This window comes from Desulfocurvus sp. (assembly GCF_023230885.1).
Classification (GTDB): Bacteria; Desulfobacterota; Desulfovibrionia; order Desulfovibrionales; family Desulfovibrionaceae; genus Desulfocurvus.
This window is the reverse complement of the sequence record NZ_JALNWM010000085.1, coordinates 1-13,090: the sequence shown is the minus strand read 5'-3', so window position 1 is coordinate 13,090 and position 13,090 is coordinate 1. Positions and strand designations below refer to the sequence as shown.

The 13,090-nt window shown below is 72.7% G+C and carries 13 protein-coding genes; 5 read left to right on the top strand and 8 right to left on the bottom strand.

Features of this window, described 5'->3' with window-relative positions; all coding sequences use genetic code 11:
• The 7 genes from M0P34_RS07820 to M0P34_RS07790 all read right to left on the bottom strand — a co-directional run.
• Window positions 1–1,029: glycosyltransferase family 4 protein (locus M0P34_RS07820; protein ID WP_291498160.1), on the bottom strand; the 1,029-nt coding region annotated here is incomplete at its 3' end.
• On the bottom strand, window positions 1,020–2,147 hold the full coding sequence (locus M0P34_RS07815; RefSeq protein ID WP_291498158.1) for a glycosyltransferase family 9 protein: 1,128 nt from the start codon (window positions 2,145–2,147) through the stop codon (window positions 1,020–1,022). The genes M0P34_RS07820 and M0P34_RS07815, both read right to left, overlap by 10 nt.
• A complete protein-coding gene (locus M0P34_RS07810) occupies window positions 2,144–3,217 on the bottom strand; it encodes a glycosyltransferase (protein ID WP_291498156.1) in 1,074 nt (357 codons plus the stop codon). The genes M0P34_RS07815 and M0P34_RS07810 overlap by 4 nt, the downstream gene beginning before the upstream one ends.
• A 29-nt stretch (window positions 3,218–3,246) precedes the next feature.
• Window positions 3,247–3,897 (bottom strand): HAD family hydrolase, encoded by a 651-nt coding sequence (locus M0P34_RS07805; protein WP_291498154.1) that lies wholly within the window; start codon window positions 3,895–3,897, stop codon window positions 3,247–3,249.
• Window positions 3,894–4,817 carry a phosphoglycerate dehydrogenase gene (locus M0P34_RS07800; protein WP_291498152.1) on the bottom strand — a complete coding sequence of 308 codons (924 nt, stop codon included), beginning with the start codon at window positions 4,815–4,817 and terminating at the stop codon, window positions 3,894–3,896. The genes M0P34_RS07805 and M0P34_RS07800 overlap by 4 nt, the downstream gene beginning before the upstream one ends.
• Window positions 4,818–4,893: 76 nt before the next feature.
• The gene (locus tag M0P34_RS07795; RefSeq protein ID WP_291498150.1) at window positions 4,894–5,784 is read right to left on the bottom strand and encodes a DMT family transporter; all 891 of its coding nucleotides are present in this window, start codon (window positions 5,782–5,784) and stop codon (window positions 4,894–4,896) included.
• A 54-nt stretch (window positions 5,785–5,838) separates the two neighbouring features.
• Entirely contained in the window at window positions 5,839–6,495 is a 657-nt protein-coding gene (locus tag M0P34_RS07790; RefSeq protein WP_291498148.1) for a TIGR00730 family Rossman fold protein, read from the bottom strand.
• A gap of 151 nt (window positions 6,496–6,646) precedes the next feature.
• Here M0P34_RS07790 and M0P34_RS07785 point away from each other — a divergent pair, with 151 nt between their 5' ends.
• From M0P34_RS07785 to miaA, 4 genes are read left to right on the top strand one after another with little or no spacing between them, the layout of a single operon-like run.
• A complete protein-coding gene (locus tag M0P34_RS07785) occupies window positions 6,647–8,254 on the top strand; it encodes an MBL fold metallo-hydrolase (protein ID WP_291498146.1) in 1,608 nt (535 codons plus the stop codon).
• A complete protein-coding gene (gene rsmD / locus M0P34_RS07780; protein WP_291498162.1) occupies window positions 8,254–8,823 on the top strand; it encodes a 16S rRNA (guanine(966)-N(2))-methyltransferase RsmD in 570 nt (189 codons plus the stop codon). The genes M0P34_RS07785 and rsmD overlap by 1 nt, the downstream gene beginning before the upstream one ends.
• Window positions 8,802–9,332 (top strand): pantetheine-phosphate adenylyltransferase, encoded by a 531-nt coding sequence (gene coaD, locus M0P34_RS07775; RefSeq protein ID WP_291498139.1) that lies wholly within the window; start codon window positions 8,802–8,804, stop codon window positions 9,330–9,332. The genes rsmD and coaD overlap by 22 nt, the downstream gene beginning before the upstream one ends.
• Entirely contained in the window at window positions 9,329–10,243 is a 915-nt protein-coding gene (gene miaA, locus M0P34_RS07770; protein ID WP_291498137.1) for a tRNA (adenosine(37)-N6)-dimethylallyltransferase MiaA, read from the top strand. Before coaD ends, miaA begins: the two co-directional genes overlap by 4 nt.
• A gap of 132 nt (window positions 10,244–10,375) precedes the next feature.
• Here miaA and M0P34_RS07765 read toward each other — a convergent pair whose 3' ends face one another.
• The gene (locus M0P34_RS07765) at window positions 10,376–11,689 is read right to left on the bottom strand and encodes a calcium/sodium antiporter (protein ID WP_291498135.1); all 1,314 of its coding nucleotides are present in this window, start codon (window positions 11,687–11,689) and stop codon (window positions 10,376–10,378) included.
• Between the two features lie 194 nt (window positions 11,690–11,883).
• Here M0P34_RS07765 and M0P34_RS07760 point away from each other — a divergent pair, with 194 nt between their 5' ends.
• Window positions 11,884–12,957, top strand: coding sequence for a hypothetical protein (locus M0P34_RS07760; RefSeq protein ID WP_291498133.1), 1,074 nt, complete (start codon window positions 11,884–11,886; stop codon window positions 12,955–12,957).
• Window positions 12,958–13,090: the final 133 nt, after the last annotated feature.

The window sequence follows — 13,090 nt, the reverse complement described above, 5'->3', positions numbered from 1 at the left end:
GCTGTTGGCGAGCTTGGTCTCCAGGGTGAAGTCGCGGGCCTTGGCGGCGCTGGCGCGGCCGAACACGCGGCGCAGCTCGGGGTCGGCCGCCAGCTTGAGCATGGCCCGGGCCAGGGCCGCCGGGTCGGCGGGCGGCACCAGCAGCCCGTTATCGCCGATGATTTCGCAGACTCCGCCCACGTCGGAACCCACCAGCGGCAGCCCGAAGAACAGCGCCTCCAGAAGCACGTTGGGCATGCTCTCCGAGAGCGAGGGCAGGAGGAAGGCGTCCATGACCTGGAGAAGGTCGGCCACGTTCTCCACCCGCCCGGTGAACACCGCGCGCCCGCCCACGCCCAGCTCCCCGGCCAGGGGTTCCCAGCGGGCGGCCCGGGCCCCGGCCACCACCAGCCGCGCGTCCAGGCCCTGGCCTGTGGCCAGGGCGAAGCCGCGCAGCAGGTGTTCCACGCCCTTGACGGGCTTGTCGCCCGCAACGGACCCCAGCACCAGCTGGCCCGGAGCCAGCCCCAGGCCCGCGCGCACGGTCTCGCGCGGGGTGCTGGCCGTGACGCGCTCGGGGGGGATGCCGTTGGGCACGACGGCCATGCGCCGGGCCGACAGGCCCACCGAGCGCAGCACGCGCGCGCAGGCCCGGGAGTTGACCGTGAAGCAGTCCATGCCCGGCGACCAGTAGGGCAGGGGGTTGTGCGGGCGGTAGACCACGCCCCGGTAGCCCAGGCATACGCAGCCCCGGGAGCGCCACGCCAGGCTCCACCAGGCCAGGGCCTTGTTGGCCCGGTTGTGGAAGGCGTGGACGATGCACGGCTCGCCCCGGGGCGGCAGGGCCTGGGCCACGGCGGCGCGCCATTGCCCGGGCCGGGGCGGCAGGCGCCGCCAGTCGATGTCCTGATCCAGCCCGGCGATCTGCGCGTCGTGGGGAACGAAAAAGGCCAGCTCGTGGCCGCGCCCGCGCAGGCCCCGGGCCAGGTACATGGCCTGGCGCGTGCCGCCGGACAGGGACGAGGAGGAGGTGATGAAGATCAGGCGCACGGGGCGGCGTCCCCCTTGCCCGCGCGCAGGCGGGCCATGAGCGCGGGCAGCACGGTTTCGGGCTCCAGGTCCGTCAGGCAGCGCGCCTGCCCCAGGGGGCAGGTGTTCTCGTTGCAGGGCTGGCAGTCCAGGCCCAGGCGCAGGTCGGCATGGTTCGGGCCCGGGAAGGTCCAGGCCGAGCTGGTGGAACCGAGGATGGTCAGGGTCGGGGTGCCCACGGCCACGGCGATGTGCCGCGGCGCGGAGCAGTTGCCCACATGCAGGGCCGCCCGGGCGATGCAGGCGGCCATCTCGCGCAGGGTCAGCATCCGCCGGGTGACCACGCAGGCGGGCGTGCCCGCCGCCTCGGCCACGGCCCGGGCCTCGGGCAGCTCCCCGGGGCCGTGGAGCACCAGGAAGCGCAGGGCCGGATTTCCGGCGGCGGCCAGGGCCGCCAGCCGCCCGAAGTGCTCCGCGGGCCAGCGCCGGGTGTCGCGGCGATGGGTCGGGTCCACGGTGATCAGGACATGCTCCGGGCCGATGCCGTGTTCGGCCAGGATGGCGTCGGCCCCGGCCAGTTCCCCGGGGGCCAGGTGCATGCGCGGCGCCTCGCCGTTCCAGTGGATGCCCAGCGGCCGCAGCACGCTGGCCTTGGACATGGCCGCGTAGCCGTCCAGGGGCCGCACGGTGTGCGTGTAGAGCCAGCGGTTGTACCACGGCGCCCGGCAGGACAGGCGCACCTGCCTTCCGCCCCGGGGCGGGAAGAGCCGCGCCAGGGCCAGCACCCAGCGGATGCGCGGCAGCTGCTGGAAGTCCACCAGCAGGTCGTAGCGGTTTCTGGCCACATCCAGGTAGAACGCGAGCTGGGCGCGCGGGTCGCGGTGGGCCTTGCGGTCCACGGCGTGGATGCGCGCGATGTCCGGGTTGCCCTGCACCACCGGCACGGCCTTGGCCTCGGTGAGCAGGTGGATTTCCGCCCCGGGGAAGCGCCCGCGCAGCAGGTGGATGGCCGGGGTGGACAGCAGGACATCGCCGATCTGGCGCAGCTGGCAGACCAGGATGCGCCGCACGCGGGCCGGGTCCAGGGCGATGGGCGGCGCGCCGGGCGCGGCGTCGGTGGCGGTGGCGTCGTTGGTCATGGCCTTGGCAGCTCCCGGATGAACTGTTCGAATTGCGTGGCGCGCGCCTCCAGGGAATGGACGGCGGCGAACCAGCGCCAGACCCCGGCGCGCAGGGCCTCCAGGGCCGCGTCGTCCAGCTCCAGCAGGGCGTCCAGGGCCTGGGCCAGCCCCTCGGGGCCACGGGCCACGGGCACCAGGGTCCGCCCCAGGGGCGGCAGCTGCCCTGGCCATGCCTCGCGCACGCCGCCCACGTCGCGGGCCACGGGGGCCAGACCCCGGGCCAGGGCCTCCAGCAGCGTGTTGGGCAGCCCCTCGGACAGCGACGGCAGGCAGAATATCTCGGCCTGATCCAGCACGGCGCCCACGTCGGCCACAAAGCCGTGCCACGTCACGCGCCCGGCCAGGCCCAGGTCCTGGGCCAGGGCCTTCAGGGCCGCCTCGTCGCGGCCGGTGCCCGCCACATGCAGCCGGAAGTCGTGGCCCCGGTCGGCCAGCAGGCGCAGGGCGCGCAGGAGGTCGGCATGGCCCTTGTCGGGGTTGAGCTGGCTGGTGACGGCGATGGCCCGGGGCCTGCGCGGGGCGGGCGGGGCCGCGGGCGCGGGGGTCTTGCCCGTGGGGATGACGGTGATCTCCCCGGGGCGCAGGAAACTCATTTCGGCCAACAGGCCGTCCTTGATGTCCTGGCAGGGCACCAGCAGGACCGGGCGCACGAAGCGGTGGGTGCGGCGGACCTTGGGCGTGTCGCGCATGTCGCGCGGCAGGCCGACGCGGTGGACCACCGGCACCCCCGCCAGCCGCGCGGCCACCCCGGCGATGCGCAGGTCCTTGCCGACGTTGGCCACCAGGGCGTCCACGGCCCGGGCCCTGAAAAAGCGCGCGAAACGCCACACGCCCACGGGGTTGTAGTCGAAGCCGAACCAGCCCGGGCGCGCGTCCAGGCCCAGGGCCAGGGCGCGGTCCAGGAACGGGCCGGGCCGGGCGAAGATCCAGGTCTTGTGGCCCCGGGCGTCCAGGGCGCGGCACAGGTCCAGGGTCCAGGCCTTGACCCCGCCGAAGCGGCGCGTGGCGTTGACGAAAGCGATGTTCATTGCAGCCCTTTGTCCGGGTGCGGGCGGCCCTAGCCCAGGGCGGCGATGTGGTCCGCCAGCCCCGTGAGGTCGGCCATCCAGGCCACGGGTTCGGGAAAGGGCCCCACGCCAAGGAAGCGGGTGCCCACGATCCGCGCGGCGTCGAGGTCCGTGCCCGCGTCGCCGATCATCAGCACGCGGGCCGGGTCCAGGCCGTGGCCTTCCACGATGCGGCGCAGCACCTCGGCCTTGGCGGGCGGCGCGCCGTGGATGGCCTTGAAGTGCCTCGCCAGGTCCAACGCCCCCAGCACGGCGTCCAGCTCGTACTGCGGCGCGCCCGAGGCCACGAACAGCGGCCAGGCGGCGCTGTGGGCCTCCAGGAACTCGCGCACGCCGGGCAGCGGCGGGGTGCGCAGCAGCTCCTGCATGGCCAGCTCGCCAAAGCGCCTGTCCAGGGCGGCGGATTCCTCGGGGGTCACCGGGCGCCCGTGGAATTTCTGGTGGAAATGCTCGAACTTGACGTAGCGCGAAACCCCGCCGTGGGCCATGTGGTAGTCCATGACATAGCGCGCGGCCTCGGGGCCGAGGTGCTCGAAGAGCCGCCCGAAGGTGGCGGTCTTGAGCGGCATGGAGTCGATGAGCACGCCGTCGCAGTCGAAGACGATGGCGTCCAGGGCCGAGCCCGGGGCGACGGGGCTCATCGGCGGGCCTGCGCGTCCGGCCCCAGGGCCGCCAGCAGGTTGCGCACGGCGTCGGCCTCCATGCGTACACGGCCCTCGCGGGCGTAGGAGCCCACATGGGGGGTGAGGATGACGTTGTCCAGCCGGAGCAGGGGCCCGGCGTAGGGCTCCTGGCCGAAGCAGTCCACCGCCGCGCCGCACAGCCGGCCCGACTCCAGGGCCGCGCACAGCGCGTCCTCGTCCACCAGCCCGCCGCGCCCGCAGTTCACCAGCCACGAGCCCGGCCGCATGCGCGCCAGCTCGGCGGGGCCGATGACCGTGCAGCCGCCCTCGGGCCTGGAGCAGTGCAGGGTCACGATGTCGGCCCAGGCCAACAGCTCGTCGAGGGGCAGGCAGGGCGTGGAGGGGCAGGTGGGCCGGGGGTCGAAGCTGGCCACCTCGCAGCCCGCCGCGCGCAGCAGCTCGCCCGTGGCCCGGCCGATGCGCCCGTAGCCGACCACGCCCACGCGCTTGCCTGCGAGCTGCCAGCCCATGCGCTTCTTCCAGGTTCCGGCGCGCATCTCGCGGTCCATGCGCGAGACGTTGCGCAAAAGGTCCAGGATCAGGCCCAGGGTCAGCTCGGCCACGGCCAGGGTCGGGCCGTGGGGCGTGTTCAGCACGGCCACGCCGTGGGCCTCGCACCAGGGCAGGTCCACGTTGTCCATGCCCACGCCGCAGCGCGAGATGGCCCGCAGCCCGGGCAGGCGCTCCAGCACGGCGGCGCCCAGGTCTTCCGTCCCGGCCACCACGCCGTCGCAGTCCGCGAGCAGGGCCACGGTCTCCTCGGGGCGCAGCTTGCGGCCGTGGGGGTTGGTCACGACATCCGCCCCGGCCCGGGCCAGCAGGTCCAGGGGCTCGGAGCCGTATGCGGCGAAGGACGAGGTGGTGATGGCGATTTTCATGACGGTCCTTGTTGCGGTGAAAGGTCGCTTGGCCCGCCCTGCGTACCAGAAACCGGGGCGGGCCACAACGTCGGGCTCAGGCCCCGGCGCGGCGCGGCCCCGCCTGCTGGAGGGCGATTCCGGCCACGATGAGCGCGAGCCCGGCCAGGGTCGAGGGCAGGATGTCCTCGCCCACGAAGACGCTGATGAGGAACAGGGAAAGGAATGGCGACAGGAAGATGAGATTGCCGATCCTGGCCGCGCTGTCGGTCAGGCGCAGGGCCGTGAGCCAGAGCACGAAGGTCACGCCCATCTCGAACACGCCCACATAGGCCGCCCCGGCCAGGGCCCGCCAGTCGCGGACCACGGGGTCGGAGAAGAGCAGGGCCGCCGCCAGCACATAGAGCGTGCCCCAGGCGAAGTTGGCCGCCAGCCCGGCCACGGGGTCGCGCGTGTCGCGGGTGTTGGCGATCCAGTAGAGCGCCCAGACGACGGTGCTCGCAAGGGCCAGGCCCACGCCCAGGGGGCTGGCGACGCCCGGGCCCAGGGGGTCGCCCTGGGTGGCGATGCAGACCACCCCCGCGTAGCTGACCAGCAGCGCGGCGAGCCTGCGCGCGCCCAGGCGCTGGCCGAGCAGCGGCACCGAGAGCAGCGACAGGGTCACGGCCCAGGTGTAGTTCAGGGGCTGGGCCTGCTGGGCGGGCAGCAGGTCGTAGGCCCGGAAGAGGAGCACATAGTAGAGGAAGGGGTTCATGAACCCCAGCCCGGCGGAGAGCAGCCACTGGCGGCGGCTCATCCCCGCCAGCAGGCCCAGGCGGCCCCGGGCGGCCAGGATGAGCACAAGCACGGCCAGGGAGAAGACGCACGACCACAGCAGGAGCTGCAAAGGGTCCATGACCCGCAGCGAGAGCTTGAAGGCCGAGGCCACGGTGGACCAGAGCAGCACCGTGCCCAGGCCGTAGAGGGTCGCCTTGGTCTGCCTGCGCATGGAGGGGCCGCCTCCCGGCGCGGGCCCCGGCCGGGGCCGGGGCCCGGGGCCGGACTACACGATGACGTGGCGCTTGATGTAGGACACCACCTCGTCGGGGGTGTCGCGCACGGTGAGCAGGTCCAGGTCGCCGGGGCCGGCGAAGCCGTCGGCGACCATGCGCTCCTTGAGCCAGTCCAGCAGCCCGCCCCAGAAGGAGCTCTTGTAGAGCACGATGGGGAAGTGCTTGATGCGCCGGGTCTGGATCAGCACCAGGGCCTCGAACAGCTCGTCCAGGGTTCCGAAGCCGCCGGGCATGGCCACATAGGCCGTGGCGTACTTCACGAACATGAGCTTGCGCACGAAGAAGTAGCGGAAATCGACCTTGGTGGTCAGGTACTCGTTGGAGGCCTGCTCGAAGGGCAGGTGGATGTGCAGGCCCACGGATTCGCCCCCGGCCTCGAAGGCGCCCTTGTTGGCGGCCTTCATGAGCCCCGGGCCGCCGCCGGAGATGACCGAGAACCCCGCCTGCACCAGTTTGGCGGCGATCTCCTCGGTTTCCTTGTACAGCGGGTCCTCGGGGGCGACGCGCGCCGAGCCGAAGATGGACACGCCGTTGGTGATTTCGCTCATGGCGTCGAAGCCGTCCACCACTTCGGCCATGATCTTGAACAGGCGCCAGGATTCGCGCTTGGACAGTTCGTCGATGAGGAATTGCTTCTTGTCGGTCACGGGCCCCTCCTTGAGGCGGGCATGAGATTCTTTACAGGACTGGTCCGCGTTGGGTAAAGGAAATGGCTTGCCCGGCCCTGATAGCCTGTTTTTCCCGGCGAGGGAACTGCCCATCCTGCCCCAGGGCCCCCCAATCCAAGGAGAACCCCGCATGAAGATTCAGTTTCTCGGCGCCGCTCAGACCGTGACCGGCTCCTGCCACATGATGGAGACCGCCGGACACCGCTTTGCCGTGGATTGCGGCATGCACCAGGGCAACGCCGAGATGGAAAAGCGCAACTACGACACCTGGAAATACAACCCCAAGGAAGTGGAATTCTTCCTCATCACCCACGCGCACATCGACCATTCCGGCCTGCTGCCGCGCATGGTCAAGGAGGGCTTCTCCGGGGCCATCTACTGCACGCCGCCCACGCGCGACCTGCTGGAGATCATGCTCGAGGACAGCGCCCACATCCAGGAGATGGAGGCCGAATGGCGCAACCGCAAGCGCCAGCGCTACGGCAAGGAGCTGACCACGCCGCTGTACACCGTGGCCGACGCCCGGCGGGTCATGGACCTCATCCGCACCGTGGAATACGACACGGCCTTCGAGCCCTTCCCGGGCATGACCGTGAACTACCGCGACGCCGGGCACATCCTGGGCTCGGCCTTCATCGAGCTGTGCGTCAAGGAGAACGGCGGCGGCTTCAAGGCCGTGTTCTCCGGCGACCTGGGCCGCCCCGACCAGCTCCTGCTCCAGGACCCGGCCATCATCAAGGACGCCGACTACCTGTTCATCGAATCCACCTACGGCGACCGCGACCACAAGGACGAGTCCACCAGCCGCGACGAGCTGGCCCAGGCCATCGCCTACGCCTACGGCAACAAGGAGAAGGTCATCATCCCGGCCTTCGCCGTGGAGCGCACCCAGGAGGTGCTCTACAGCCTGAACCTGCTGCGCATGGAGGGCCGCCTGCCCGCCGACATGCCCGTCTATGTGGACAGCCCCATGGCCATCCGGGCCACGGAAGTCTTCCGCAAGCACCCGAAATATTTTGATCACCAGACAACGGAGCTGATCCAGAACGGCAACGATCCCCTCAAGCTGCCCAACCTCAAATTCACCCTGTCCACCGCCGACTCCCAGGCCATCAACGCCGCCACGGGCCCGGCCATCGTCATCTCCGCCAGCGGCATGTGCAACGCGGGGCGCATCAAGCACCATCTGCGCCACAACCTCTGGCGCCCCGGGGCGGCGGTGGTTTTCGTGGGGTACCAGGGCCGGGGCACCCCGGGCCGCAAGATCGTGGACGGCGCCCAGAGCATCCGCCTGTTCGGCGAGGACATCGCCGTCAAGGCCCGGGTGTTCACCATCGGCGGCTTCTCGGCCCACGCCGGGCAAAGCGAGATCCTGGCCTGGCTCACGCATTTCACCTCGCGCAAGATGAAGGTCTTCCTGGTTCACGGCGAGCTGCTGAAGCAGCGCACCCTGGCCCGGCTCATCCGCGACCGCTTCGGGCTGGAGGTGCACATCCCGGACTACCTGGAAGTCTGCACCATGACCCCCGGCCAGCCCCTGGAGGCCGTGGTGGACAAGGAGGCCGCCACCCCGCGCATCGACTGGGGCTTCCTGCTCGGCCAGACCGAAGGCCAGCTGGCCAACCTGCGCCAGCGCCTGGAGGCCATCGAAAGCCGGCCCTGGCTGGACCAGACCGAGCTGCGCGACAGGCTGCTCGAAATCAACAAGAACCTGATGACCCTGGTCTCCGAGGCGTGATGCGGCTTGTCAGCGGCCAGTTCGGAGGGCGCGAGATCCGCTCGGTCTGCGGCCCGGGATACCGCCCGGCGACCTCCAAGGTCCGCCAGGCGGTGTTCTCCATGCTCGAAGCCCGGGGCGTGCGCTGGCCGGGGCTTCGCGTGCTCGACCTGTTCGCCGGCACGGGCAGCCTGGCCCTGGAGGCCCTGTCGCGCGGGGCGGCCTTCGCCGCCTTCGTGGAAAAGAACCGCAAGGCCGCGGCGGCCATCCAGGGCACGCTGAAGGACCTGGGGCTCGGCGCGGACCGCGCCCGGGTGCATGCCGCGGACCTGTTCGCGCTGCTCAAGGGGCGCCCCGACGCGCCTTTCGATGTGCTGTTCGTCGACCCGCCTTACGGCCAGGGCCTGCTGCTGCCCGCCCTGGAGCTGGCCCTGGCCTGCGGTTGGGTCGCCCCGCAGGCCGTGGTCCTGGCCGAGGTCGAGGCCCGGCTGGAGCTCGATCCCGGGGCGGCGCACCCGTCGCTGGCCCCCCTCGCCGATAAAACATACGGGCAGACAAGGATTCTGGCATGGACAAACTCTGCTGCGTGACGGCGGTCTATCCCGGCAGCTTCGATCCGTTGACCAACGGGCACGTCTCCATCGTGCGCCGGGGGCTCAAGCTGTTCCAGACCGTGGTCGTGGCCGTGGCCCGCGATTCGGGCAAGACCCCGCTGTTCACCCTCGACGAACGGGTGCGCATGATCCGCGAGGTCTTCAAGGACGAACCCCGGGTGCAGGTGGACAGCTTCACCGGCCTGCTGGTGGACTATGTCTCGCGCCGGGGCGCCGGGGCAGTGCTGCGCGGGATGCGCGCGGTGTCCGATTTCGAATACGAATTCCAGCTCGCGCTCATGAACCGCCGCCTGCACCGCGACATCGAAACCGTCTTCCTGATGACCGACTACAAGTGGATGTACATCAGCTCCTCCATCATCAAGGAGGCCGCGCGCCACGGCGGCAACATCCAGGGCCTGGTGCCCAACGTCCTGGTGCCCGAGGTCTACAAGAAGTTCGCCGCCCTGGAGCGGCGCCGCCGGGAGAACGAACAGCCCTCATGACCGCCGCGCTGATCTGCGTGCCCGGCCCCACGGGCGCGGGCAAGACCGGGGCGGGCATCGCCCTGGCCGAGGCCCTGGGCGGCGAGGTGGTCAACTTCGACTCGCGCCAGCTCTACGCCGACTTCCCCGTCATCACCGCCCAGCCCAGCCCGCAGGAGCGCGCCCGCTGCCCGCACCTGCTCTACGGCCTGCTGGGGCTGACCCAGACCATGACCGCCGCCGCCTATGCCGATTTGGCCCTGGAAACGGTGGCCGGGGTGCGCGGGCGGGGGCGGGTGCCCATCCTGGTGGGCGGCACGGGGCTGTACCTGCGCTGGCTGCTGCAACCCATGGCGCCCATCCCCGACATCCCCGAGGACGTGCGCCGGTCCGTGCGCGAGGACTGCGCCCGGCGCGGCGCCCCGGCCCTGCACGCCGACCTCGCGGGCATGGACCCGGCCCTGGCCGCGCGCCTGCACCCCAACGACAGCCAGCGCGTCATGCGCGGGGTGGAGGTCTTCCTGGCCTCGGGGCGGCCCCTGTCGGCGTGGCAGGCCCTGACCCCGCCCCCGCGCGACCTGCGCGTGCTCAAGCTCGGGGTCGGGCTGGACCTGGAGGAATTGACGCCGCTGCTCGTACGGCGCATCGGGCTCATGCTCGAAGCCGGGGCCCTGGACGAGGCCCGGGCGGCCCTGGCCGTGAACGCCGACCCGGCGGCTCCGGGCTGGACGGGCATCGGCTGCGCCGAATGCCTGGCCCACCTGCGCGGCGAGATGGATCTGGACGAATGCGTGCGCCTTTGGGCCGCCAACACCCGCGCCTACGCCAAACGCCAGCTGACCTGGTTCCGGGCCGACCGGGACATCCGCTGGCATCGCCCCGGGAAGCACGCGGCCATGATCGACGCCGCGCGCCGTTTCCTGGACTCCTGAGCCCCGGCGGGCGCTGCCCGGGGGGCTCAAGAAAGTCTCGACAATCCCTGGCTTAATTTAAACATGCTGGAGTTGCGGCAGGTTGGCTCCCTGCGGGCGCGGCCGCGCGCGTCCGGCCTCCTCAGGGCCGCTTCAGGGCCGCCGGGGGCCCTTGCGGGCCCTGAGCTGTTCGGCCAGCCCGGCGAAGCGCGCCTTCAGGCGCTCCAGCAGGGCCCGGGCCCAGGGGAACTCGCTGGCCAGGATGACCAGCCCCAGGGCGATGGCCGCCAGCCCCGGCCCGGGGGTGACCAGCATGACCGCTCCCGCCAGGATCACCACCAGCCCCGCCGCCAGCACGACCACCCGGCGCAGGGCCCGGCGCGTGTCGTCGCCCAGCCCGCACAGCGAGCCCCGGCAGCGCCAGAGGGCCACGGCATAGACCAGCCCCGTGGCCGAGAGAACCACCGGCAGGGCCCGGGCCTGCACGGCCAGCCCCCAGCCCAGGCCGAGGTCTATGGCCACCCGGACGGCCAGGTAGGCCGCGAAGTAGGCGACGAACAGCAACCCCTCGCCCCGGGAGATGGTCGCCCCGGTGACGAATACCGGCAGGCACAGCAGGGCCGCCGCCGCCATGACCGGCAGGTCGAAGGTCGCCTGGGGCGGCAGCGCGGCGGTGCCTGCGGGCGAAACCAGCCCTGCGGCCGCCAGCACCACCAGGAGGTTGAACAGGTTGCTGCCCACCACGTTGCCCACGGCCAGGTCGCGCTCGCCCCTGAAGGCCGCCAGGGCCGAGGTCGCCAGCTCGGGCAGGGAGGTGCCCGCGGCGGCCACGGTGGAGCCGATGAGCGCCTCGGACACGCCCATGCCCGCCGCCAGGGCCGCCGCCGCGTCCACGAAGGTGCTGGCGCCCAGGCCGAGCAGGGCCACGCCGCCCGTGGCCATCAGCCCCGCCAGGGCCAGGCCCTTGGCCTCGCGCGGCGGGGGCGGCGCCGTCTGCTGAATCAGTTCGGGCAGGCTGCCCGGGCCCTGGGTGCTGCGCCGCAGCAGGGTCAGGGTGTAGACGGCCATGCCCGCCAGCAGCAGGGCGCACTCCCAGGGCGCCAGGGCGTCGTCGGCCAGGGCCAGCCAGCAGGCCAGGGACGCGGCGATCATCACCGGCACGTCGAAACGCACCACCTCGCGCTCCACGGCCAGGGGCGCGATGAGGGCGGAAACCCCCAGCACGCAGAACACGTTGAAGATATTGCTGCCGAGCACGTTGCCCGCCGCCAGGGCGAAGCGGCCTTCCAGCCCGGCGCCGACGCTGACGAACAGCTCGGGAGCGCTGGTGCCCAGGGCGACCACGGTCAGGCCGGTGACCAGGGGCGAGAGCCCGGCGGCCAGGGCCAGACGCGAGGCCCCGCGCACCAGCATTTCCGCCCCCGCCAGCAGCAGGGTCAGCCCCAGGGCGAGCAGTATCCAGTCCATGGGCATCGTTGGTTTCTCCGTATGGTTGGTCCGGCCCATGATGGGCCGTTCCGCGCCCGGAGGCAAGCCCCGGCGGGCGGGATTGCGCCCGGGCGCGCGGGTTGTGCTTGCGCTTGCGCGGAATCGTTGCCAAAACAGGGCCGCGCGTCCGGCCCTCCGGCCCGGCGCCACCGCCACCCGCAAGGAGCACCGCCATGCATCCCGCCGCGAGAATTCTTCTGGCCTGCGCCCTGGTTCTGGCCCCGGCCGCGACCGCCGCCCAGGATTTTCCGCCCGCCACCGCCGCGCCTGGCGCCCCGGCCTTCGACGCCGCCCCGGCCACATCGGCCGCGCCTGGCGCCCCGGCTCCCGACGCCGCGCCTTCCGCGCCCCTGGCGCCGGGGCTGGCCGTGCCGGGGGGGGCGTCCGCGGCCCAGCCTGCGGCCCCCCTCGGGCCCTACCGGGAGCTTTCGCCCGCCGGGGTGCTGGACTGGGAGGCCGGGCTGGTCACCGCCCGGGCCCAGGGCGCCGCCCCTCAGGGCCCGGGCCTGGACGGACAGGCCCCGGCCCTGGCCCGCCGCGTGGCCGCCGTGGCCGCGCGGCGCGGCCTGTTCGGCCTGCTGTGTGCCATGCAGATCGATGCCTCGTCCACGGTCTGCTCGGCCATGGACGCCGACGCGCGCCTCGCCGCGCGGGTGCGCGGGCTGGTGCAGAATTCCCGCCTGCTGGAGGCCGCGCCCCTGGCCGGGGGGCCGGTGGTGGTCGCCGTGGAGCTCAGCCTGCGCGGAGCCCTGGCCGATGCCGTGCTGCCTCCGACCGGGCGCTTCGGCGGGCGCGGGGGGGCCCCGGTCCCGGCGCCGCCTGCGGCCCCGGCTCCCGCCGCCCCGGCCCCGGGGCCGGTCCCCGCGCTGGATTCCGGGCTTGGCGCGCCCGCGGCGCCCGCGCCCGCGCCGCGCACGGGCGTTGTGGTCGACGCCCGGGGCCTGGGGGCCCATCCGGCCCTGCTGCCCCGCCTGCTGGACCGCCAGGGCCGCGAGCTGTACGGGCCGGCCTGGGTCGGCCGCGAGCTGGCCGTGGGCACGGGCATGGCCGTCTACGTCCGCGACGCGGAAACCGCCGGGAGCCACCGCAGGGTGGGCCCCGCCCCCTTGCCGCTCACGGCCCGCGCGGCCTCGGGCCCCGGGCGAACGGATCTGGTCCTGGACGACGAGTCCGCAGCCCGGCTGGCGGCCCTGCCCGAGGCCGCCCGGCTGCTGGGCCAGGGCCGGGTGGTGATCATCCTGAACTGACGGGCGCCGCGCCCGTGGCCCACGGTTGAACTCCGGGCGCATGACAATCCGGATTGAATGCCTTTTTGTGGCGAATCCTGGCGCCATCCCCAGGGCGCGGCACCGGCGTCGGGCCCGCCGCCTGCCCGGTACG

Coding starts and splice junctions, on each gene's coding strand:
- M0P34_RS07815 (WP_291498158.1), bottom strand. CDS start 2,147: ATGACCAACGACGCCACCGCCACCGACGCCGCGCCCGGCGCGCCGCCC.
- M0P34_RS07810 (WP_291498156.1), bottom strand. CDS start 3,217: ATGAACATCGCTTTCGTCAACGCCACGCGCCGCTTCGGCGGGGTCAAG.
- M0P34_RS07805 (WP_291498154.1), bottom strand. CDS start 3,897: ATGAGCCCCGTCGCCCCGGGCTCGGCCCTGGACGCCATCGTCTTCGAC.
- M0P34_RS07800 (WP_291498152.1), bottom strand. CDS start 4,817: ATGAAAATCGCCATCACCACCTCGTCCTTCGCCGCATACGGCTCCGAG.
- M0P34_RS07795 (WP_291498150.1), bottom strand. CDS start 5,784: ATGCGCAGGCAGACCAAGGCGACCCTCTACGGCCTGGGCACGGTGCTG.
- M0P34_RS07785 (WP_291498146.1), top strand. CDS start 6,647: ATGAAGATTCAGTTTCTCGGCGCCGCTCAGACCGTGACCGGCTCCTGC.
- rsmD (WP_291498162.1), top strand. CDS start 8,254: ATGCGGCTTGTCAGCGGCCAGTTCGGAGGGCGCGAGATCCGCTCGGTC.
- coaD (WP_291498139.1), top strand. CDS start 8,802: ATGGACAAACTCTGCTGCGTGACGGCGGTCTATCCCGGCAGCTTCGAT.
- miaA (WP_291498137.1), top strand. CDS start 9,329: ATGACCGCCGCGCTGATCTGCGTGCCCGGCCCCACGGGCGCGGGCAAG.
- M0P34_RS07765 (WP_291498135.1), bottom strand. CDS start 11,689: ATGGACTGGATACTGCTCGCCCTGGGGCTGACCCTGCTGCTGGCGGGG.
- M0P34_RS07760 (WP_291498133.1), top strand. CDS start 11,884: ATGCATCCCGCCGCGAGAATTCTTCTGGCCTGCGCCCTGGTTCTGGCC.